The sequence below is a fragment of the Brevibacillus sp. AY1 genome, assembly GCF_029870785.1.
GTDB lineage: Bacteria > Bacillota > Bacilli > Brevibacillales > Brevibacillaceae > Brevibacillus > Brevibacillus invocatus.
In genome coordinates this window covers 60630-81139 of record NZ_JAFLPN010000005.1, presented here as the reverse complement: position 1 = coordinate 81139, position 20510 = coordinate 60630, and the positions used below count along the sequence as shown (strand labels likewise).

Genomic DNA, 20510 nt, shown 5'->3' with positions numbered 1-20510 from the left:
GGGGGTTACCGGTGAAGCTGTTGCAAATCAACAATTTGAAAACGACTTTTCATATCGAAGCAGGACAAGTACAAGCTGTTCGCGGTATCTCCTTTCATGTAGATAGAGGAGAATCGGTCGGCATTGTTGGAGAGTCTGGCTCAGGAAAAAGTGTATCGATGCTGTCTATCATGCGTTTGCTGCCCGAAAATGCAAAGATTGATGCCGACCGTTTGACCTTTGACGGTACGGAAATTATGGATATGGACCAGAAGCAGATGAGAAGATTGCACGGCAACGACATCGGGATGATTTTTCAAGATCCGATGACTTCGCTAAACCCGCTATTCACTATCGGAGATCAGATCATGGAACCGATTCGGATTCATCAAAAGCTGTCCAAATCCGAAGCCAAAAAAAGAGCGATCGAGGTCCTCAAGATGGTGGAAATCCCCAGCCCGGAGAGCCGTCTCAATCAATATCCGCACGAGTTTTCTGGCGGGATGAGACAAAGGGTGATGATTGCCATCGCGATCTCCTGTAATCCGAAGCTGCTCATCGCAGATGAACCAACGACGGCACTGGACGTGACGATTCAGGCTCAAATTCTGGATCTCATGAGCGATTTGAAGAAAAAGGGCAATACCTCGATTGTGTTGATCACGCATGATCTGGGAGTCGTAGCCAGCATGTGCAGCCGGATCATCGTCATGTACGGTGGAGAGATCGTAGAAGAAGGAACGACCCGGGAAGTTTTTTACAACCCGCAGCATCCCTACACATGGGGATTGATGCGCTCCATGCCCAAAGTCACAGAGGGTGAAAAGAAAAAACTGATCCCGATACCGGGTAGTCCACCCGATCTGTTATCTCCGCCCAAGGGTTGTGCATTTGCAGCCAGATGTGAGCACGCGATGAAGATCTGCACACAAATGTCGCCTGTCCCGATCTCCTTGAGTGAAAGCCATCGGGCAGCATGCTGGTTGATGCACCCGAAAGCCGCAAAGGTGGAAAGAGGGGTGGGCAGCTGATGGAAAATAACGAGAATCTCATTGAAGTCAAAAACTTGAAGAAGTACTTTGATGTGAAAAAAGGATTGTTCTCTCGAAGCGATCGCCAGCTAAAAGCGGTGGATGACGTCAGCTTCTCCATTAAAAAGGGAGAAACACTTGGACTCGTAGGGGAGTCTGGTTGCGGCAAGACGACTGCAGGCCGAACACTGCTCAAGCTGTATGAACCGACTTCAGGTCAAATCCTGTTTCAGGGAAAACCGATTGAGCACTTGAAGTTCAAAGAAATCCTTCCCATTCGCAAAAAGATGCAGATGATTTTCCAAGACCCCTATGCTTCACTCGATCCTCGGATGACGGTCGGTGAGATCATCGGCGATCCCCTGGATGTCCACAAGATATGCAGCGGTAAAGATCGAGCAGATCGGATTCGGGAACTAATAGAGCTGGTTGGATTGAAAAAGGATCATATCAACCGTTATCCCCATGAATTCTCAGGTGGACAAAGACAGCGGATCGGCATCGCCCGCGCGCTAGCTGTGGAACCAGAGTTTATCGTCTGTGACGAACCGATCTCAGCGCTGGATGTCTCGATTCAGGCCCAGGTGGTCAATATGCTTGAAGAACTGCAGGAAAAATTCGGTCTGACCTATCTGTTTATCTCGCATGACTTGTCGATGGTGCGTCACATCTCCCACAAAGTTGGGGTGATGTATTTGGGCAGCTTGGTCGAAATCGCAGACGCCAACACGTTGTACACGAACATGCAGCATCCTTATACAAAAGCCTTGTTGTCTGCCTTGCCGATCGCAGATCCGGACCTGGCAGAAAAGAGTGAGAGGATTCATCTGCAAGGAGATGTCCCAAGCCCGCTCAATCCGCCTCCGGGATGTGCTTTTCAGACGCGTTGTGCCTATGCCGTCGCGACTTGCCGAGAAGTAAAACCAGAGCTTAAGGTAATCGGCAGTGGACACCAGGTCGCTTGTCACATCGTCTCTTCATGATAAAGCTTATGCCGGATCATGCTTGAATCAGTAGGTATGGAAGCTGTCACAGACAGTTTTTCATAAGAAAACAAGACAGAGGGGGAAGAAAATGAAAAAGCTTGTCGGCCTTTTTTTCAAGTTATCATTAGTAGCGGTAGTCGTTGCTGGTTGTAGCTCCAGCAACACAGCAGCACCAAGCACGGACAACAACACGAACACACAGGCGCCAGCAACACAACAGCCCGCGGAATCAACTGGAAAAGAAAAGAAAATCATTTACGCACTGCCTTCCGAACCAGAAACGCTGGATCCTACGCTGAACGTTTACTCACGTTCGTCCATCGTGATGCAAAACCTGTTCAGAGGACTTTACAAAATTAGTCAAGATGGACTTCCTGTTCCATCTTTGGCTAGTGAAACGAAACTCGATGAGACAGGGACGAAATACACCTTCAAGATCAATCCAAATGCCAAATGGAGTGATGGCAAACCTGTCACAGCGCATGACTTTGAATATTCCTGGAAACGGGTGTTGAATCCTGATGTTGCCTCTGAAGCTGCTTTTGACCTGTTCTACCTGAAAAACGGTCAGGCATACAACGAAGGCAAGGCGACAGCTGACCAGGTTGGCGTAAAAGCAGTCGACGATCAAACACTCGAGGTGGAGCTGGAGAATCCGACCACCTACTTCCTGAACCTGCTTTGTGCAACGTCCTATTATCCAGTTCGCAAAGATGTCGTGGACGGCAATGATGGCTGGACGAAAACACCAGAGACGTATCTGGTCACAGGTCCATTCACACTCTCTGAGATTCATCCCAAGCAAAAATACGTGCTGAAGAAAAACCCGAATTATTTGGATGCAGATAAAGTCCAGCTCGATACTTTGGAAATCGTCTTCATCGAAGCGGCAGAAGCCGAATTGGCTGCTTATACGAATGGTGAGATCGACGTTTCCGATAACATCAACAATGAATCGCTGCAAAAATACTTGAACACACCTGAATTTTTTGCAGAGCCGCGTATTGGTACCTACTACTTTGACTACAATACCAGCGTGAAGCCTTTCGATGATCCTCGTGTGAGAAAAGCGTTCGCCATTTCCATCAATCGTGAGGCGATTGTGAAAAACGTTCTGCAATCCAATGAAAAAATTGCTTTTGGTTTTGTCCCTTACGGCATGCCAGATCTCGTCGATCCTACCAAGGAATACCGCGATGTGGTAGGAGATTTGTTCAAGGAAGATGTAGCAGAAGCAAAACGTCTCTTGGCTGAAGCAGGCTATCCGGATGGAAAAGGCTTGCCAGAGATCGAGTTCATGACGATGTCCGGCAATACCGACAAGGATATCGCACAAGCCCTGCACAGCATGTGGAAAGAAAACCTGGGTGTCGAAGTGACCATCAATATTTTGGAGTCCAAAATTTATTGGGATGAAATGAGAATGGGCAACTTCATGATCGCTCGCGATGGCTGGACGGGAGACTATCTGGATCCGATGACCAACCTGACCTTGTTTGAAACCGTCAATGCCAAAGACGGCCCTCGCTGGAGCAACGCGGAGTACGATGCCTTGCTGAAAGAAAACCGGGAAATTCAAGATCAAACCAAGCGCGCTGCTAACTATGCCAAGGCTGAACAAATCCTGATGGACGAAATGCCTGTCTTCCCACTCTATTTCTACCAGGATACTTATCTGGCAAAACCGCATGTCAAAGGAGTCATGAAAAACTACATCGGACATACTTACTTTGAATATGCGACCGTTGAATAACCTGAAGGCATAAAAAAACAATGAGGCGTTCCCAAAGTCTTTCACAGACGGAAGGAACGCCTTATTACGTTCACAAAACACCGTGCCACTCGCTCATTTTCCGATACAGGGTACTGCGTGCAATGCCCAATTGTTTGGCTGCAGCGCTGATGGATTTTGCGTCAGCGAGTGCGCGCTGGATCGTTTCCCTCTCCAGATCACGCAGTGATGAACGTCTGAAGCCCGTTGCTTCCACTATTGGGGCGGAGTGGTTCCATTCTACAGGGAGATGGGAAATGGTGATGATCGATTCGTCTAGCGCCAGCAAAAAGGCCCGTTCCATGACGTTGCGAAGCTCTCGGATATTGCCTGGCCAGGTATGTGAAAGCAAGAGCTGCCAGGCAGCCTTGCATACGGAAAGCGGTCCTCTGCCGTATTGAGCCTGTAGCTTGTGGAGGAGCAGTTCAACCAGATCGGGAATGTCTTCCTTTCGTTCTCGAAGCGGGGGAATCTTGACATGAAGCACATGCAGCCGGTAATACAAATCAGCGCGAAATCGTCCCGCCGTCACTTCATCTTGAAGCTTACGATTTGTGGCAGCAATGATCCGGATGTCGAGAGGCTTTTCCTCATGGTCGCCCAATCGAGTAATCTTTCGCTCCTCCAGAACGCGCAGCAAAACCACTTGCATCTCAGGCGTCAATTCGCCGATCTCATCCAGAAACAGCGTTCCACCGTTGGCTGCTTCCAGCTTTCCGATTTTTCCCCCTTTTTTTGCACCTGTAAAGGCACCGTCGGTATACCCGAACAACTCACTCGCTAATAGCTCACGAGGGAGAGAGGCGATGTGAACGGCAATAAAAGGCCTATCTTTGCGATTGCTTGCGGCATGAATGGCACGGGCCAACACTTCCTTTCCCGATCCTGTTTCACCCGAAATCATCGTGTTGGAGACGGAGTGAGCGGCGACTCGCGCGGTATGTAGCTGAGCTTGATACAGCGGGCTGCTGGTTTTGATGGCAGGAAAAGCGGAGGCGGCATTTGCTTCTACGCTGGGCTTTAGCTTGGGACGGATGAAATAAAGGCGATAGAGCTGCTCTTCTTCCAAATCAACCTCTTCGATCGTCCATTCTTTCTGTATCAGCTGTTCCCAGTCATCGTCTAGCACAGAGCCAGGTCTGAGGGTAAAGCGCTCTGATGCACGGCGGTTGACAAAATAGACGACACGGTTGCGAGCAACTGCGATGACATACTCTTGACTGACCTTCCCCCATGCGCACAGAAGCGAATGACAAGGAGAAGTTGCCACATCAGGAGAAACACCCGCTAAGGGGATGTGCAAGCTTGCATCATCATTTCTTTCCATACATGGCCAGCCTCCTTCAGCAAATGGTTGGATTGTCCGATCATGAGACATTGTCCGAATACGAGACAAAGAGCAGGATCACAGGTAACCAACGAAGCCATTTTCGAAAAATGGTGGTAGGTGATTGAAAATGAGACACACACTCTTCTTTAGTATACCTGAATCATCCGGCAGGTAGTCCAACAAAGTCAGATTTATCAGGCAAATATGGACTCTCCGTCGAATTTCTCTTTTACGAAGTCTTCTTGGCATGTCTTTTGCTTCTGTCTTAGGGTGAATGACCGAGATGAGTATAAGGAGGAAACAGCATGCCAGACGTATTGTTTCGTGTAGACCTGAACAAGCCGATGGAGGAACAGGAAGCTCCTGGACACAACAGGTGGCATCCGGATATTCCAGCGACTGTGTCCGTCAATCCAGGCGCTGTGTTTCGGATGGAGTGTAAAGACTGGACCGATGGCCAAATTTCCAACAATGACGACCCCTCCGACATTCGCGATGTCAATCTGAACCGCGTTCACGTTCTCAGCGGGCCTGTTTGGGTAAATGGCGCAGAACCGGGAGATCTACTGGTCGTCGATATTCTGGATATCGGAGCCTTGCCGAACTCCGAATGGGGATTCAATGGAATCTTTGCCAAAGAGAATGGAGGTTCATTCCTTGTCGACCACTATACTCAGGCGGCCAAATCCATCTGGGATTTCCATGGCATTTACACAACCTCCAGGCATTTGCCAGGCGTCAAATTTGCTGGAATCCTTCATCCCGGTTTGATTGGAACAGCACCATCCCACCAATTGTTGGATCGTTGGAACAAACGCGAAAGTGAACTCGTAGCGAAAAACCCCACAAGGGTTCCTCCTCTTGCCAATCTGCCTACTCCGGAAAGTGCGGTGCTGGGTAAATTGCATGGAGCAGAATTTGATCGGATTGCCAGAGAAGCAGCGCGTACGGTGCCTCCTCGTGAGCACGGTGGAAACTGCGATATTAAAAACCTGTCCAAAGGAACGCGAATCTACTTCCCTGTCTACGTAGAAGGGGCAAAGCTGTCGATGGGTGATTTGCACTTCTCCCAAGGAGACGGTGAGATCACCTTCTGCGGAGGCATCGAGATGGCAGGATGGCTTGATTTGCATGTGGATGTGATCAAGGGCGGTATGGCGAAATATAACATCATTAACAACCCCGTATTCAAGCCGGGTCCAGTAGAGCCGCATTATTCCGAGTACCTCGTGTTTGAAGGCATTTCTGTCCATGAGACGACAGGAGAGCAGTTGTATATGGATGCTCATGTCGCATATCGCAATGCATGCCTCAATGCAATTGAATATTTGAAAACGGCAATGGGCTTTACTGGTGAACAGGCATACATGCTTCTCGGCACGGCTCCGGTGGAGGGAAGAATCGCCGGCATTGTCGATATACCCAATGCATGCTGCACGTTGTCCATCCCGACCAGCATCTTTGATCGCGACATCCTGCCCAAGTAACAGCGGAAAGACAGAGCGGGGCACGATGTTCGCCCTGCTCTTTTTTCCCCATCTTCTATACCTGACAGTGAACCTGGCAAAAGGAGAGAAAACGATGCCTAGATATGAATATGTATGTGATTCGTGTGGTCCTTTCATCCAATGGATGAGCATGAGTGAGGTCACCGAGCAAGTCATTTGTCCAGCATGCGAAGAAATGAGCAATCGAGCGTATTCTGCACCTGGTCTCATTTTCACGTCTCAAGCACTGCGTCAGCGCATTGAACGGGGAGTTGAACCCAAGATCGTGAGGAAAGAAAGTCATTCGCATGAAGGGGGAAGCTGTCAGCAAGGCGGTCACTCCCATGCCAAAAGCAATCACTCTCATCAACACGCTCCCAAAAGACCCTGGATGGTAGGGCATTGAGAGTCTAGAGGAAGGGATGTCTGATGTCAGATGTAGGTCTCTTGTACGTTGGAGGAGTATTGTTTCTGAATAGCATCATGCTGCTGGGGAGAGTGGAAGGGAAGAGTGCGGGCATCTTTAATCTGTTCGTAGGTGTCCTTCAAGTCATCACTCCGCTGTACCTGATTTTTCAGGCAAAGGGTGATACTGCCGCTATTCTCGGTGCTTCCGGCATCTTTCTTTTTGGATTTACGTATTTGTACGTCGGAATTACCAACCTCTGCAAGCTGGACACGACTGGGGTTGGGTGGTATTCCTTGTGGGTGGCGATTTTAGCCATTGGGTATTCTCTCGTGAACTTTATGTACTTTGGAGATATCAAATTCGGAATCATCTGGTTGATGTGGTCTTTTTTATGGACGCTCTTCTTTATCTTATTGGGTTTGAAGCGAGATATTGGACGATATACCGGTTTCGTTACGTTGATTCAATCCTGGATCACGGCTACGGTTCCTGCATTTTTGTCATTGGTAGGCGTGTGGCAAGGAATCTCGCTTGTTTGGGTCTGGTTGGTGACGTTGGTGGCGGTCGTGGCTTTTGTTTATCTGTACGGTGCATCGAAAAAGTCGCAGGTAACCGACAAAGTAACTATGTAAACGAATGCTTGAACGGTGTCCCTCAGTTGGAAACGACTTGGGGGACACTTCTTTTTTGAAATGGTAAAAAATACCCAATGCATTTTGCAAAGAATGAAGAAAAAAGGGATGGGTTCCCAAGCCAGGAGGTGGTAAAATAGTCTGAGCAATAAAAGGATTTTTAATGTTTAGCAAAAACAAAGGCTCCACCCTGCCATTACAAGCCTGCTTCATCCATTCGAAATGGCGGGATCATTAAGCGTTCATCACTTCAGTCTTGTTGAAGCATGCCAATGAAGGGGCCATTTTACTACATAGAAATAGGTACATCATGGAACTGGTGCAATGGGGGCGTACACATGTCTTACCTGAAAAAAGCAGTACTCTTGTTCTTTTTCATTGGAGTCGCTGTTGTCTCAATTTTGCAAATTCAGCCGCCGGTGCCTCTCTCACAAGCGGCAGATCACAGCTTTTCTGCACAAAGGGCGTATGCGATTCTTCAGGAAATTGCCCGTGCACCTCATCCGACAGGCTCTGCAGAAAACGATCGTGTCAGGGAATATATTGTTTCAGAGGCCGAGCGATGGGGCTACAAGCCGGAAATTCAGGTGGCCGAGTATGCATTGACAGGGGCAAATCGGAACCTGGTCACCTCAGCCACCTTGCATAATATTGTTGTACGAGTCCCGGGTGCATCCTCCAGCAAGGCCATTCTTGTCTCCGCTCACTACGATTCGGCAATCGGCAGCCCTGGTGCGAATGACAATGGAGTAGCGGTTGCGGCGATCTTGGAGACGATGCGAGCACTTACCTACCTGGAACCATTGAAAAATGATGTCATCTTTCTCTTTTCAGATGGGGAAGAGCTGGATTTATTAGGGGCCCGTGCGTTCTGGAGAGACCATCCGTGGGCAAAGGACGTGGGAATGGTTCTGAATTATGAATCAAAAGGTTCATCCGGACCATCGATGATGTTTGAAACCGGAAAACAAAATGGCTGGCTCATTCAGCAAATGGCTCTTGCTCTTCCGCACCCTGTAACGAATTCCAGCATGAGCAATGCATACGAAATTTTGAACAATGATACAGATTTTACGATAGCACGGGAGCAAGGTGTGATCGGGCTGTATTTTGCTTACGGCGAAGGTGGCTATACGTATCATATCGCCCTGGATGATCTGGAACATGTCAATATGCGCTCGCTCCAGCATCAAGGAGAGAATGTCTTTGAGTCGATCGTTCATTTTGGCCATGCTGACCTTTTGGAGATCAAAGGACCGGATCGCATTTATTTCTCGATGTTGAACCAAGTGATCTCCTATCCCAAAACATGGAGTATTGTCATTGCTCTGCTCATCACAGCAGTGATTGTGTACACGCTGATTCGTCGCCGAAAAGCGCAGTGCTTGCAGTGGAAAAGTTTAGGCAAGGCCATTCTGCTCATCTTGGGGGGATTGGCAGGGACATGGGCCATGATGTATGCGATCTGGTCTGCTGTAACCATGTTTTGGACGACAGATATGCTCTTGTACCGAATCGAATGGATGGCAGCAGCGATGCTTTTATTGATCCTGGCTTTGATCTCCTGTACGTTTCCCATTTTGCAGAGATGGGCCGATTTGCGGCATATGCACGCAGCAGGGGTGCTGATCAGTCTCTTGCTGCTATGGCTCACGACGCTCTATCTTCCAGGTGCCAGCTTTTTCTTTGTGTTCCCTTTTCTTTTGCATTATGCTCTGTTTGTTTTTGGAAAAGAAAGTGAGCGTGAGGGGGAGCGGGGATGGTTGCTTCATGCAGCCAGTGCTGCATTAGTAGGTTGGTTTTTCCTGCCCTTTCTCTTCATTCTGATTCACTTTTTGCCGCTCGTCTTCATGCCTGTCCTGTTTACGCTATTTGTCCTGATCGGATTTTGGATGTACCCGTCTCTTCTCGTTCTTGTGAATCAGGGTAGTAGACTCATTGCGTTAGGACTCGTCGTACTTTCTGTTGTCTTGCTTGGGAGCTTTCATTATCAAACCCAGCCAAGTGCTGATACGCCGGAACTGAACAACCTGTTTTTTGTGGAAAATGCAGATACAGGCAGCTCGTACTGGGTGAGTAGAACAGGTCCTGATGCATGGATCAGCACTATTCTCCAGCAACCTCATGAGACCAATCTCAACGATTTCATCATCGATGGAGGAAGAGAGCGGAGGGTCTGGGTTGAGGAGGCGAACTATCAAGCATTGTCGTCCCCTCAATTGTCTGTACTCCAGGACGAGAAGGACGGAGAGTACCGCACGGTTGAGCTCCTGTTGAATACGGGGAGGGGTGCCAAAGACTACATCATGCTGGAAGTAGTGGATGCAGATGTGGAGGAAGTGCAAATCAATGGCAACGCCCCTGATTACCGTTACGCAGAACAGCGTAACTGGAATTGGCGAATGAGGTACTACCAGGTGCCGGTAGAGGGCCTGCGGGTCACTCTTCGCTTAAAAACCACGACTCCTACGGCTCCCGTTTCCCTTCGTTTGATGGATGGCAGCTTCGGCCTGCCCACAGGAGAACAGGTAGCCTCTCGACCTGCGGAAATGATTGGGGGATATGAGTACGATAATATGACATTGGTTATGAAAAGCTACATGCTTCCTTAAAGCCAGACTGAAAAGAAAAAAGGACTTCATCTGCTAAATGCAGGTGAGGTCCTTTTTGCGTGTTGGATTAGGAATGAAGATTTCTCAAAAAAAGTGCAGCATTCAAGGAACGTCTGGACAGCGTTTGGAAAAATGCGGATTGTATGGAAAGGATAGCGATGACGATAGTATGAATGATAGCTTCCTTCTGATCGGCGTTGAGGTGTGTCAGTGTATCCGCAAAGTCCCTTGCTTTGATCTGAATAAGGGAATCCATCATTGGTTTTGCCCTGCCTCCCGTGCTTTGCACGGCTGCTGTATCGACGATATGATCGTTGTCCGCATCCATCTCCTCAAAAATGGACGAGTAGGCAGCATACAGATCGATTGGATTGATCAGGTCGTCTTTATGATCCTCGGGATTGTTGAAAATCAGGGAAAACAGCTTGCGAATGGATTCGAAATCAAGCGTTGCCTTCAGATCCTCTATAATGTACAGCAGTGCCGCCTGCTCAATGGAATACTTTTTCCCGTTTCGGGGAGTACCAATCCATTCCTTCATATCTCGTTTGACCCAGTTTTGTACGGCAGTAACCGAAAAGTGTGTGTACTCAATCTGGTTACCCAGTGCTACGATATCATGCAGCGAGAGACCGCGCTCGGTTTTATCAGCCTTGATCAGCTTTTCGAAAATCGGAGAAAGAGAAGTGGTGATAAAGGCTGAAAAGCTTTGTCCATTTTGAATGGCATGCTGATGCGTGCTTGACCAAGCTTCCCGAAGAATCGTGAGAGGGGAGTCTTCCCGAGCTCCATTCAAGCAGAGTAGCAGTTGTGACATTTCTTTTCGGGTTAGTTGTAGGATTTCCATAACGTCCCCCTTATTTTTAAGTTCTTATGAACTCATATTATGACTAGTCAAGCTAATTGTCAAAAGAAGAGTTGAGCGGGAGAGCGATAGACGTAATATCAAAAATTCACCCCAGACGGGTAAAAATCGGCCAGAACCCTTTTCAGGGAGATTTGATACGTTTCCCTTGCATCCATTACAATTAAGTACATATAAGAAATCAGCTATATGAAGGGGATAGGATATTGCTTACGCTAAATTTGTTCTTGATTGCACTTCTGATCTTTGCTACCGGATTCTTCGTAGCGACGGAATTTGCAATCATCCGGCTTCGCCCAAGTCGGGTAGACCAGCTAGTCATGGAAGGGAGAAAGAACGCGCTTGCCGTACAAAAGGTAACGAACAATCTTGATGGCTACTTGTCTGCATGTCAATTGGGTATCACGATTACTGCCCTTGGTTTGGGTATGTTGGGTAAGCCGACCGTAGAAGCCATTTTGTATCCTATCTTGCAGCCTTTCCTGCCGGAACAGGTGGTAGCCGTTCTCTCGTTTTTGATCGCATACTCGATCGTCACCTTCTTGCACGTAGTAGTCGGGGAACTGGCGCCGAAAACCATTGCTATTCAAAAAGCGGAGGCAGTCAGTCTGTGGGTTGCCAAGCCGATTATTGTCTTCTATAAGGTACTCTACCCAGCGATCTGGTTGCTCAATGGTTCCGCTGCAAAGCTGATCAAGCTGATGGGTATGAAACCAGCAAAAGAGCATGAAGATAGCCACTCTGAAGAAGAGCTGCGCATTATTTTGACTGAAAGCTACGAAAGTGGAAAAATCAATCAATCTGAGTACGGGTATGTAAGCAACATCTTTAACTTCGACGAGCTGCTTGCTCGCGAAATTATGGTGCCGCGTACGGATATGATCTGCTTGTATCGTGAGGATTCCTTGGAAGAGAACATGAAAACGATCAAGGAAGAACAATATACACGTTTTCCTGTTATTGCAGAGAGCAAGGACCAGATCGTCGGGGTTATCAATACGAAAGAATTCTTCCTGCGCTATGCAGAAGACGGCAATCTCGATTTGAAAAAACTGATTCGTCCTGTGCTCACCGTCTCGGAAGCAACACCCGTGAAGGATTTGCTCAAGACCATGCAAAAAAGAGGGACACATATTGCGATTTTGGTCGACGAATACGGCGGTACCTCAGGTATGGTGACCATCGAGGATATTCTTGAAGAAATCGTAGGGGAGATCCGAGATGAGTTTGACAGTGAGGAAAAAGCGGAGATTGAAGTGTTGCAGCCAAATGAACATCTGATTGTGGATGGAAAAGTGCTGCTCTCCGATGTGAATGACCTGCTGGGCGCATCCATCGAGGAAGATGAATTGGATACCATTGGTGGGTGGCTGTACAATCAAAACCCTGCGTTGAAGGAAGGCAGTCAGTGGCAGCACCAGGACATGGTGTTTACCGTATTGAAAAAGGATAAGCATCGTGTGCGAAAAATCGAGATCATAAAAAAAGCTAGTGTCCCTGCTGAAGTAGGAGAACACTAGTAACGAAGAGGATGGGACTTTTCCCATCTTTTTTTGTACTATCGGAAAGTGTTGAGTGCGCTAAAGCGCTAAAAAGATTAGCGGAAGATAGTATAAGTGCAACTAAGGCTCCGCCAAAAGCTTGGCGTAGCCAAGTTTTCTAATGTAAAAACCCTCTTGCACGTGACGTTACGTCACCTTTTACAATGAGGATGTGACGAACAGCTTGGTACAACCAATCTATATGGAACATTACCTTGCAGATAGAGCGCGAAAGGATGATAGATATGAGTAAACGACTAGAAGGCAAGATTGTTATTGTCACTGGAGCAGGTCGTGGTGTTGGACGAGGCGTAGCGCTAGCGATGGCCATTTCCTGCAACGTATCGGATCAGGAGCAGGTGAAACAGACGCTCGATACCGTGGTTGAGAACGCGATCCCTTATCGGAAAAGGCACAAAGCTGGGCACGGAGGATCGCGGAGGCGTCGGATCAGATTTTTGCCGGAAGAGAAGAATTGCAAAAAAAGGCGTGGCGTATTCAGAAGGAAGCACCCGAGCTTGCTTTTCAATATCCGATCGATCCCGAAATCATCGCGTTTGTACAATCGGCAGTCGTGCATTACCGACAGGCAAGGCTTTCCAATCCTTCGAGATGAACCTATAATGATACGTGCGAATATCCTCTAAACTATGGTATAATCTTCTCGCCAAAACAAGATTAAGGAGTATGTGACGTGGAAAAAAAACTGATCTTCGGCCATAAAAATCCTGATACTGATTCCATCTGCTCTGCACTGGTTTACGCAGACCTGAAATCCAAACTGGGTGAAAACGTTGAACCGGTTCGCCTGGGAGTACTGAATGGTGAAACGCAATTCGTGCTGGACTACTTCAAGGTAGAAGCACCTCGCCAGGTAGAAACCGTAGCGAATGAAGGTAAGGAAGTCATTCTGGTAGACCATAACGAGCGTCAACAAAGCGCTTCGGATATTGAGCAGGTACAAGTGGTGGAAGTCATTGACCATCACCGCATCGCCAATTTCGAAACCAGCAACCCGCTATATATGCGTGTAGAGCCAGTTGGCTGCACCACCACGATTCTCAAAAAGCTGTACAAAGAAAATGGCGTGGAGATTCCGAAAGAAATCGCAGGCTTGATGCTTTCTGCTATCATCTCGGACACCCTCTTGCTGAAATCGCCAACTTGCACAGAGCAGGACGTGGCAGCTGCACACGACCTCGCTGCAATCGCAGGCGTAGATTTGCAAACATACGGTCTGGCTATGCTGAAGGCAGGTGCTGACCTGAGTGATAAAACCATTACAGAGCTGATCTCCCTCGATGCGAAAGAATTCCAAATGGGCAGTGCGAAAGTGGAAATCGCCCAAGTAAACGCAGTAGATGTAAATGATATCATGCATCGTCAAGCTGAGCTGGAAGCGGCATTGACCGCGATCATCGATGAAAAGGGACTGGATTTGTTCCTCTTCGTCGTAACGGATATTTTGAATAACGATTCCGTGGCTTTGGCGTTAGGAAAAGCGGCTCACGTCGTTGAGAAAGCCTACAACGTCCAGCTGGATGCCAACAAGGCTGTTCTCAAAGGCGTCGTATCACGCAAGAAACAAGTTGTACCAGTCTTGACCGATACGTTCCAAGCACTATAAAAAGAAAAATTGCAGGCTGCCGTGGGGAGATGCCCGGCAGCCTGCTTTCATGTTACATTTAAAGTGGAAATATTGGGTCAATTCCGATGTGATCGAAAAAGGAGGCGTTACCATGCACGACCACTCACCCATCGAACTGGGCAAACGGATTCATCTGATCGACGGCTATGACTGGGGGCTTCCGGAACGAACGGGCACATACGTGATCGCAGAAGAGCAGCTGACTTTGGTTGAAACGGGACCAAGCCCTTCTGTTCCATACATCCGATCTGGGCTGAAGCAGCTAGGCTTTTCGTTGGAGCAGGTCAAATACGTGATCCTGACACATATTCACCTCGATCATGCTGGGGGAGCGGGGTTGCTTCTTCAGGAGTGCCCGAACGCTACAGTCGTGCTCCATCCCAAGGCAGCGCGCCACCTGGTAGATCCCAGCCGACTGATTGCAGGAGCGAGGGCAGTCTATGGCGAGCAGTTCGATGAATTGTTTGATCCGATCCTGCCCGTTCCAGAGGAGAGGCTGCTCATTCGCGCTGATGGAGAAAAGCTGACGATCGGGCCTGATTGCACGCTTGAATTCCTGGATTCTCCGGGGCATGCCAATCATCATTTCAGTATCTATGATCCGGTGAGTAACGGGATGTTTACAGGAGATACGGCAGGTGTCTACTATTGCACCTTGAAAAGGGAGGGAATCGATTTCTTCTTGCCCTCCACATCTCCCAACCAATTCAGCCCGGATGCGATGCTGGCTTCTATCGCGAGATTCCGGGAACGAAAATTGGACAGGCTGTACTTCGGGCATTTCGGCATGAGCGAGCAGGTAGAAGAAGCGTTCCGGCAGGTAACAGAGTGGCTTCCGATTTTTGTAGCGGAGGGAGAAAAAGTCATCGCGGAAGGTCTGGGGCATGACGTACTTTGCGATAGACTTCTGGCAAAAGTTGCAGAACATTTGAAGCCGCTTGGAATTGGCGATGGCCATGCTGTTTTCGATATCATCAAGCTTGATCTTAGTGTTTGTGCGATGGGGATTGAGGATTATTTGCAAAAGAAAAGGAATGCCTAGCCTGCACATGGCTGCTGAGTTGCCAACCCTTGGGTCCCTTTAGGGATTCAAGGGTTTTTTGCGTCTTCAGATGATGATCGATGCGTAGAAGGCGGCGCAAGCATATGGAGCCGTTTATTCCGGGGAGAGCGTGGATAGGCAGGAAAAATTTTGCCTCGGGCGATCACGGCAAGCTCAATCGTCTCTAGTGCGTTGCAATACATGTCCCCCATCTCTTCGTCGCGTACAAGGTTCTCGGACGAGATGAACAAGCGCAAGACGCTAAGATCACCACGATACCAGTCTTGATGCGTCGGTGGTGCATGCTCTTCAGGCTCCCATGCATGCCGGAGAATAGGGGAATACAGGCGTTTCGCACCGGCTCTGAGCCGACAATTGCTCAATTTTTTGACGTTAGGCTGACCGGGCACCGATTCGTTTACATCGTGAAAGAGATGTGGCCAATAATCTTTTCTCGACCCGCTGTGTGGTTGGTTGACGGTCCATGCCAGAATTCCTTCCAACCGAGCTGAATCCCTGAACAAGAGCGCGTACAATTTTTTGCCTAATGCAATGCGCTCAGATAGGGAAGCAAAATGTGAGACTTTATCCCCGTATAGCCGCAACGGACTTCCTCCTGATCCTTTCATCTGGCTAGGGAAAAGAATGTGACTTAGAGATAGCAGCTCCTGAAGGGTAAAGGGCAGCGTCTGTATGACTGTTTTCTGGTACTTCTGATCTCGCATGACCTGCTCTTCAAGATAGTGCTGTTCATTGATGATCAAGCTGATGGTCAAAAGCTGCGATCCCCTGTTTTCCAAAAGTGATTCCAGGCACCCTGCATGAACGAGGAGGCATGGAGCCGGGAGAGTAGATGAAAAAGATTGGTCTGTTGCTTGACGCTTTCCTCATACAGTAATAATTGGCTGAAAGCAGCCGTGGAAGGAATTCTCCGCGCAGATCGGTCATATTCCATCCGGCGTTTCGGGAGACCAGATGAGCTAGCAAAGCCCATTGAACCTCGGGGCGCTTTTGATAAAATGTTAGATAGGCACTGGTTCGACTGATATTGTCACCATTCCAGTCACGCGTTTGTTGTTGGATGCGCTCTATCGTTTCCTGATCTTTCTCTGAAAGGGATGCTGCTGCTTGCTTTGCGTGGCCTTTTGCCTTTACCTTCTTACATTCCTTAGCGAAGGAAAGGAGATGGGGAGCCAAGAACCACGGTAATTCCATGAGATCTCTCCTCCTTTCGTTGTACGATCGAAAAGTTTACCTGTGCCTTTTGGGTACTTAGGCTCCGCCAAAAGCTTGGAGCAGCCAAGTTTTCTACTAGCATATTTTTGCGGAGGTGAACCAGGTGAGCGATGTACAAACGGAAATTCGGCGTATTCAGACCTCTATGGTCGAATGGCAGAAGGCAGACGGATCCTGGCGATTTTGTCTAGAAACCTCTCCCATGACAGATTCGCACATGATCATCCTATTGCGAACCCTTTCTATTGATGATGAAGGATTGATTGAAAAACTGGTCAGCCATATCGTTTCCAAGCAGCAGGATGACGGTTCATGGAAACTGTACCCGGACGAACCACAAGGGAATTTGTCTGCTACGATTGATTCTTACTACGCCCTGTTGTTCTCTGGCCGGTATACGAAAAATGAGCCGAGAATGGCGCTAGCCCGTTCCTTTATCCGAGAAAGGGGAGGGCTTACCCAGGCGAACCTGCTGACCAAGATCACAACTGCATTGACAGGACAATACCAGTGGCCTGCGCATTTTATCGTTCCTGTAGAGCTGGCTTTACTTCCTCCGAGCTTGCCCGTCAGCTTCTATGATTTTGTCGGGTATGCCCGTGTTCATTTGGCGCCTATGATGATTTGTGCCGATCGAAAATACGTAAAAAAGCTCCCTGACACACCCGATCTGTCTGATTTGTACGCCGTTCACCCCATCGCTCCGGGCATCTATCCACATGGTATCCTCGAACGCTTCGCCAAAGATGGGCAAGTCTTGCTATCCTCGATCCACGACTATGTGCAGCGACTTCCTTTTCTGCCTGGCAAGCTTCACGAAGTAGGCCTTCGAAGACTGGAGCAGTTTATGCTTTCGCGTATTGAACCGGACGGAACGCTGTACAATTACTCCACATCCACCACCCTCATGATTTATGCGCTGCTTGCACGCGGCTACTCTTCTCGAGATCCTGTCATTCAGAAGGCTGTAGCTGGGCTCAAAGCCTCTGTATGCTCGCAAGCTGCTGGCGTACACCTGCAGCTTGCGACCTCCGCTGTCTGGGACACCGCTCTATCGTCCCATTCCTTGCAGCGCAGCGGACTCTCCTTTTCTCACCCCGCGATTTCACAGGCCAATCGTTATCTCCTGAGCAAACAGCAAACGACTTACGGAGACTGGAAAATTCGCAATCCCGGAGTGAAACCCGGTGGTTGGGGATTCTCCGATCACAACACGATGAATCCGGATATCGATGATACGACGGCTGCCTTGCGAGCCCTGCATAATCAGGCCAAGACTGATCAACTGGCAGCCGCCGCTTGGAACCGTGGTCTGGTTTGGCTTTTATCCATGCAAAACGACGACGGTGGCTGGCCTGCCTTTGAAAAAAATACGGATTCTGCGCTGGTGCGAAACCTGCCGATCGAAGGGGCAGATACCGTCAGTACAGATCCCTCCACGGCGGATGGATACAGAATCCCGACGAGCCTCGCCATTCCTCCTTCTTTTTTGCTGACAGGAATGCTATGATGATACGAGAATATGGTTGATTCATCACGTTCACTATGTATAAAACAACAGGTGCCTCGTCCGAAATGGACAGGTGAAAAGGGAAGCCGGTGAGAATCCGGCGCGGTCCCGCCACTGTAAATCGGGTAGGGTCCTCCGTGCCACTGTTTCTATGGAAACGGGAAGGGGAGGGCATCTGATACCCGTGAGCCAGGAGACCTGCCTGTTGTACGTTTACCTGCGTTCCTTCGCGGAGAGGATCGGCTGGATTGGGAAGTATAGGATATCGTTGTGTGTCCGCGCCTCCTGAGCATAAAGCCGACCCTTTGTTTCCTTCGTGGATTCAAAGGGTTTTTCGTTAGTAGGTGTCGATTTCATAGGAATCGTGATGATGGAATGGAAGAAGAGAGGAAGAAGCACGGATGAAACGTTTTTGGAAATGGGGACTCCCTGTCCTGTTGACGATTGGATTATGGGGATGTTCGGAGCAGGCAGCCCCTCAAGCTCAGCCTGCACCTGAAGCAAAGCAGGAAACACCACATCAAAATACAGATGAATCGGTTTCCAAGCAGACCGTGTATCCACTTACCGTCAAGGATGCGACCGGAAAAGAGATCACGTTTGAAAAAGCACCTGAGCGCATTATTTCCACGTCTCCTGCAGAGACGGAAATCTTGTTTGCCCTGGGTCTTGGAGAACACATCGTGGGTGTGTCCGATTTTGATGACTACCCTGCCGAAGCAACAAAGAAGCCAAAAGTGGGTGGAGTTGTCAAGCCCAACGAAGAAGCGATTCTGTCCCAGAGTCCAGACTTGGTCATCGGCGGCATTTCGATGGATAAGCCGATCGCAGAAAAGCTCCAATCTTTAGGTTTGCCAATTTACATCACACGCCCCAATAGCGTGGCTGAAATCATGGACAATATTTTGCTCATGGGCAAGATCACCAACAAGCAAGAACAGGCAGAAGCGATTGTCAGCCAGATGAAGCTGGATATCGAACGGGTAACAGAGGCGGTTCAAGATCTAGGGCCCGAGGAAATGAAAAAGGTATACCTCGAATTTGCTCCCGGCTGGACGGTGGGCAAGGGAGAGTTTATGGATGAACTGATTACACTGGCCAAGGCAATCAATATCGCTTCCGATACTACAGGCTGGAATCAGATCAGTGAGGAAAAAATCGTCCAAGATGATCCGGACGTGATTTTGTATGCAAAAGGGCTCGTCGATCAAAATACCGGCAAAAATCTGGAGGAAATCATCGTCACACGAAGTGGATGGGAAAAAATCAAGGCGATCCAAGAAAAACAGGTTTTTGGCATGGACGAAAATGTCATGTCCCGTCCCGGGCCACGGATCACGCAAGGGTTGATTGAAGTGGCGAAGGCCATCTATCCCGATCGGGTGAAGTAGGATGAAGAGACGACTGGCTGCATGGGGAGGTGTAGGGATTGCTACTCTGCTCCTCTCTATCGTCGTGAGTATCTCGATGGGGGCTGCCAGCCTGCCGCTGTCGCAGGTGTGGCTGATCCTTCTGCATCAGCTTCCTGGCATGGCAGAGCACATCCCGGTCACCTGGCCAGAGTCTGCTGAACAAATCGTGATGAAGGTGCGCTTTCCACGTGTGGTCTTGGCCATTCTGGTGGGAGCGTCCCTTTCTCTGGCAGGTGCGGGCTTTCAAGGCGTATTGCGCAATCCACTGGCAGATCCATACACGATGGGGGTAGCATCGGGTGCTGCTGTCGGGGCTTCCTTTCTCTTGCTTTTTGGCTTGCAAATTGCCTTTCTCGGACAATGGAGCACACCCGTAGTCGCGTTTCTGACTGGGCTTTTCAGTCTATGGATTGTCATGCGTCTCGCGAATACACAGGGCAAGATCCAGACCGAGACCTTGCTGCTGTCTGGCGTCGTGGTGCAAGCCTTTTTGGGCTCACTGGTATCCTTCATGGTCTCTCTGTCAGACAAGATGGTCAATGAGATCATCTTTTGGCTGTTGGGCAGCCTTTCTTTTCGGGGCTGGGCGTTTTCGTACGTCCTGCTGCCTTATTTGATCATCGGATTGGTTGTGCTGATCAGCTACGCGCGCTCACTCAATCTTTTTGCATTGGGAGAGCGGCAGGCAGCGCATCTCGGTGTCCATGTCGATCGAACCAAATTGATTGTCCTGGTCACAGCTACCATGTTAACAGCAGCAGCAGTATCCATCTCGGGAATTATCGGGTTCGTCGGACTGGTGGTACCGCATTTGGTCAGGCTGATGATGGGCCCTGATTATCGCTTGCTGCTGCCGATGGCGACGATCTTCGGAGGAATCTATGTTCTGTGGGCAGATACGCTGGCGCGAATGCTGCTCAGCCCGACAGAAATACCATTGGGTGTCGTTACGGCCTTTCTGGGCGCGCCCTTCTTCGCCTATTTGTTAAGGAAGAGAAAACAACAGGGGAGAGGATAGT

16 protein-coding genes, 1 pseudogene and 1 riboswitch are annotated in these 20510 nt (G+C 49.0%); of the genes and pseudogenes, 14 read left to right on the top strand and 3 right to left on the bottom strand.

Annotated features, from left to right (window positions below; genetic code table 11):
- The first annotated feature begins 11 nt into the window (after positions 1-11).
- The 3 genes from JZI27_RS07180 to JZI27_RS07170 all read left to right on the top strand — a co-directional run bounded on the left by JZI27_RS07180 (position 12) and on the right by JZI27_RS07170 (position 3749).
- On the top strand, positions 12-1010 hold the full coding sequence (locus JZI27_RS07180) for an ABC transporter ATP-binding protein (protein WP_122907809.1): 999 nt from the start codon (positions 12-14) through the stop codon (positions 1008-1010).
- Positions 1010-1993, top strand: coding sequence for an ABC transporter ATP-binding protein (locus JZI27_RS07175; RefSeq protein ID WP_122907807.1), 984 nt, complete (start codon positions 1010-1012; stop codon positions 1991-1993). Before JZI27_RS07180 ends, JZI27_RS07175 begins: the two co-directional genes overlap by 1 nt.
- A 91-nt stretch (positions 1994-2084) precedes the next feature.
- On the top strand, positions 2085-3749 hold the full coding sequence (locus JZI27_RS07170) for a peptide ABC transporter substrate-binding protein (protein ID WP_122907806.1): 1665 nt from the start codon (positions 2085-2087) through the stop codon (positions 3747-3749).
- Positions 3750-3819: 70 nt separating this feature from the next.
- Here the strand turns inward: JZI27_RS07170 and JZI27_RS07165 are convergent, their stop codons facing one another.
- Entirely contained in the window at positions 3820-5094 is a 1275-nt protein-coding gene (locus tag JZI27_RS07165) for a sigma-54 interaction domain-containing protein (RefSeq protein WP_280207149.1), read from the bottom strand.
- 308 nt (positions 5095-5402) lie between these two features.
- On the opposite strand from JZI27_RS07165, the gene fmdA reads away from it, so the two are divergent.
- The 4 genes from fmdA (at position 5403) to JZI27_RS07145 (ending at position 10237) form a co-directional block, all read left to right on the top strand.
- Positions 5403-6584: a formamidase gene (gene fmdA, locus JZI27_RS07160; protein WP_122907802.1), complete on the top strand. Its 1182-nt coding sequence runs from the start codon at positions 5403-5405 to the stop codon at positions 6582-6584.
- A 94-nt stretch (positions 6585-6678) separates the two neighbouring features.
- Positions 6679-6990, top strand: coding sequence for an FmdB family zinc ribbon protein (locus JZI27_RS07155; protein ID WP_122907801.1), 312 nt, complete (start codon positions 6679-6681; stop codon positions 6988-6990).
- Between the two features lie 23 nt (positions 6991-7013).
- Positions 7014-7625, top strand: coding sequence for an AmiS/UreI family transporter (locus tag JZI27_RS07150; RefSeq protein ID WP_122907799.1), 612 nt, complete (start codon positions 7014-7016; stop codon positions 7623-7625).
- Between the two features lie 338 nt (positions 7626-7963).
- Entirely contained in the window at positions 7964-10237 is a 2274-nt protein-coding gene (locus JZI27_RS07145; protein WP_280207148.1) for a M28 family peptidase, read from the top strand.
- 67 nt (positions 10238-10304) lie between these two features.
- Here the strand turns inward: JZI27_RS07145 and JZI27_RS07140 are convergent, their stop codons facing one another.
- Positions 10305-11084, bottom strand: coding sequence for a DUF1836 domain-containing protein (locus JZI27_RS07140; RefSeq protein WP_122907796.1), 780 nt, complete (start codon positions 11082-11084; stop codon positions 10305-10307).
- Positions 11085-11308: 224 nt separating this feature from the next.
- Here JZI27_RS07140 and JZI27_RS07135 point away from each other — a divergent pair, with 224 nt between their 5' ends.
- The 4 genes from JZI27_RS07135 (at position 11309) to JZI27_RS07120 (ending at position 15333) form a co-directional block, all read left to right on the top strand.
- Positions 11309-12622, top strand: coding sequence for a hemolysin family protein (locus tag JZI27_RS07135; RefSeq protein WP_122907794.1), 1314 nt, complete (start codon positions 11309-11311; stop codon positions 12620-12622).
- A gap of 266 nt (positions 12623-12888) precedes the next feature.
- On the top strand, positions 12889-13290 hold the full coding sequence (locus JZI27_RS07130; protein ID WP_280207147.1) for a hypothetical protein: 402 nt from the start codon (positions 12889-12891) through the stop codon (positions 13288-13290).
- Positions 13291-13337: 47 nt separating this feature from the next.
- Positions 13338-14270, top strand: coding sequence for a manganese-dependent inorganic pyrophosphatase (locus JZI27_RS07125; RefSeq protein WP_280207146.1), 933 nt, complete (start codon positions 13338-13340; stop codon positions 14268-14270).
- A 112-nt stretch (positions 14271-14382) separates the two neighbouring features.
- Complete coding sequence (locus JZI27_RS07120; RefSeq protein ID WP_280207145.1) at positions 14383-15333, top strand: MBL fold metallo-hydrolase; 951 nt, start codon at positions 14383-14385, stop codon at positions 15331-15333.
- A 47-nt stretch (positions 15334-15380) separates the two neighbouring features.
- Here the strand turns inward: JZI27_RS07120 and JZI27_RS07115 are convergent.
- Positions 15381-16548, bottom strand: a pseudogene (locus JZI27_RS07115) (DUF2515 family protein).
- A 124-nt stretch (positions 16549-16672) separates the two neighbouring features.
- Between JZI27_RS07115 and JZI27_RS07110 the strand changes: the two are divergent.
- The 3 genes from JZI27_RS07110 to JZI27_RS07100 all read left to right on the top strand — a co-directional run bounded on the left by JZI27_RS07110 (position 16673) and on the right by JZI27_RS07100 (position 20509).
- Complete coding sequence (locus tag JZI27_RS07110) at positions 16673-18079, top strand: prenyltransferase/squalene oxidase repeat-containing protein (RefSeq protein WP_280207144.1); 1407 nt, start codon at positions 16673-16675, stop codon at positions 18077-18079.
- Positions 18080-18111: 32 nt separating this feature from the next.
- Positions 18112-18299, top strand: a riboswitch (cobalamin riboswitch).
- Positions 18300-18480: 181 nt separating this feature from the next.
- A complete protein-coding gene (locus JZI27_RS07105; protein ID WP_280207143.1) occupies positions 18481-19470 on the top strand; it encodes an ABC transporter substrate-binding protein in 990 nt (329 codons plus the stop codon).
- A gap of 1 nt (position 19471) precedes the next feature.
- Positions 19472-20509, top strand: coding sequence for a FecCD family ABC transporter permease (locus JZI27_RS07100; RefSeq protein ID WP_122907784.1), 1038 nt, complete (start codon positions 19472-19474; stop codon positions 20507-20509).
- Position 20510: the final 1 nt, after the last annotated feature.

What these genes read in the sequence shown, in the direction of transcription:
- JZI27_RS07105 (WP_280207143.1), top strand. Translation starts at nt 18,481, where the DNA reads ATGAAACGTTTTTGGAAATGGGGACTCCCTGTCCTGTTGACGATTGGA.
- JZI27_RS07140 (WP_122907796.1), bottom strand. Translation starts at nt 11,084, where the DNA reads ATGGAAATCCTACAACTAACCCGAAAAGAAATGTCACAACTGCTACTC.
- JZI27_RS07155 (WP_122907801.1), top strand. Translation starts at nt 6,679, where the DNA reads ATGCCTAGATATGAATATGTATGTGATTCGTGTGGTCCTTTCATCCAA.
- JZI27_RS07100 (WP_122907784.1), top strand. Translation starts at nt 19,472, where the DNA reads ATGAAGAGACGACTGGCTGCATGGGGAGGTGTAGGGATTGCTACTCTG.
- JZI27_RS07145 (WP_280207148.1), top strand. Translation starts at nt 7,964, where the DNA reads ATGTCTTACCTGAAAAAAGCAGTACTCTTGTTCTTTTTCATTGGAGTC.
- JZI27_RS07130 (WP_280207147.1), top strand. Translation starts at nt 12,889, where the DNA reads ATGAGTAAACGACTAGAAGGCAAGATTGTTATTGTCACTGGAGCAGGT.
- JZI27_RS07120 (WP_280207145.1), top strand. Translation starts at nt 14,383, where the DNA reads ATGCACGACCACTCACCCATCGAACTGGGCAAACGGATTCATCTGATC.
- fmdA (WP_122907802.1), top strand. Translation starts at nt 5,403, where the DNA reads ATGCCAGACGTATTGTTTCGTGTAGACCTGAACAAGCCGATGGAGGAA.
- JZI27_RS07165 (WP_280207149.1), bottom strand. Translation starts at nt 5,094, where the DNA reads ATGGAAAGAAATGATGATGCAAGCTTGCACATCCCCTTAGCGGGTGTT.
- JZI27_RS07170 (WP_122907806.1), top strand. Translation starts at nt 2,085, where the DNA reads ATGAAAAAGCTTGTCGGCCTTTTTTTCAAGTTATCATTAGTAGCGGTA.
- JZI27_RS07150 (WP_122907799.1), top strand. Translation starts at nt 7,014, where the DNA reads ATGTCAGATGTAGGTCTCTTGTACGTTGGAGGAGTATTGTTTCTGAAT.
- JZI27_RS07175 (WP_122907807.1), top strand. Translation starts at nt 1,010, where the DNA reads ATGGAAAATAACGAGAATCTCATTGAAGTCAAAAACTTGAAGAAGTAC.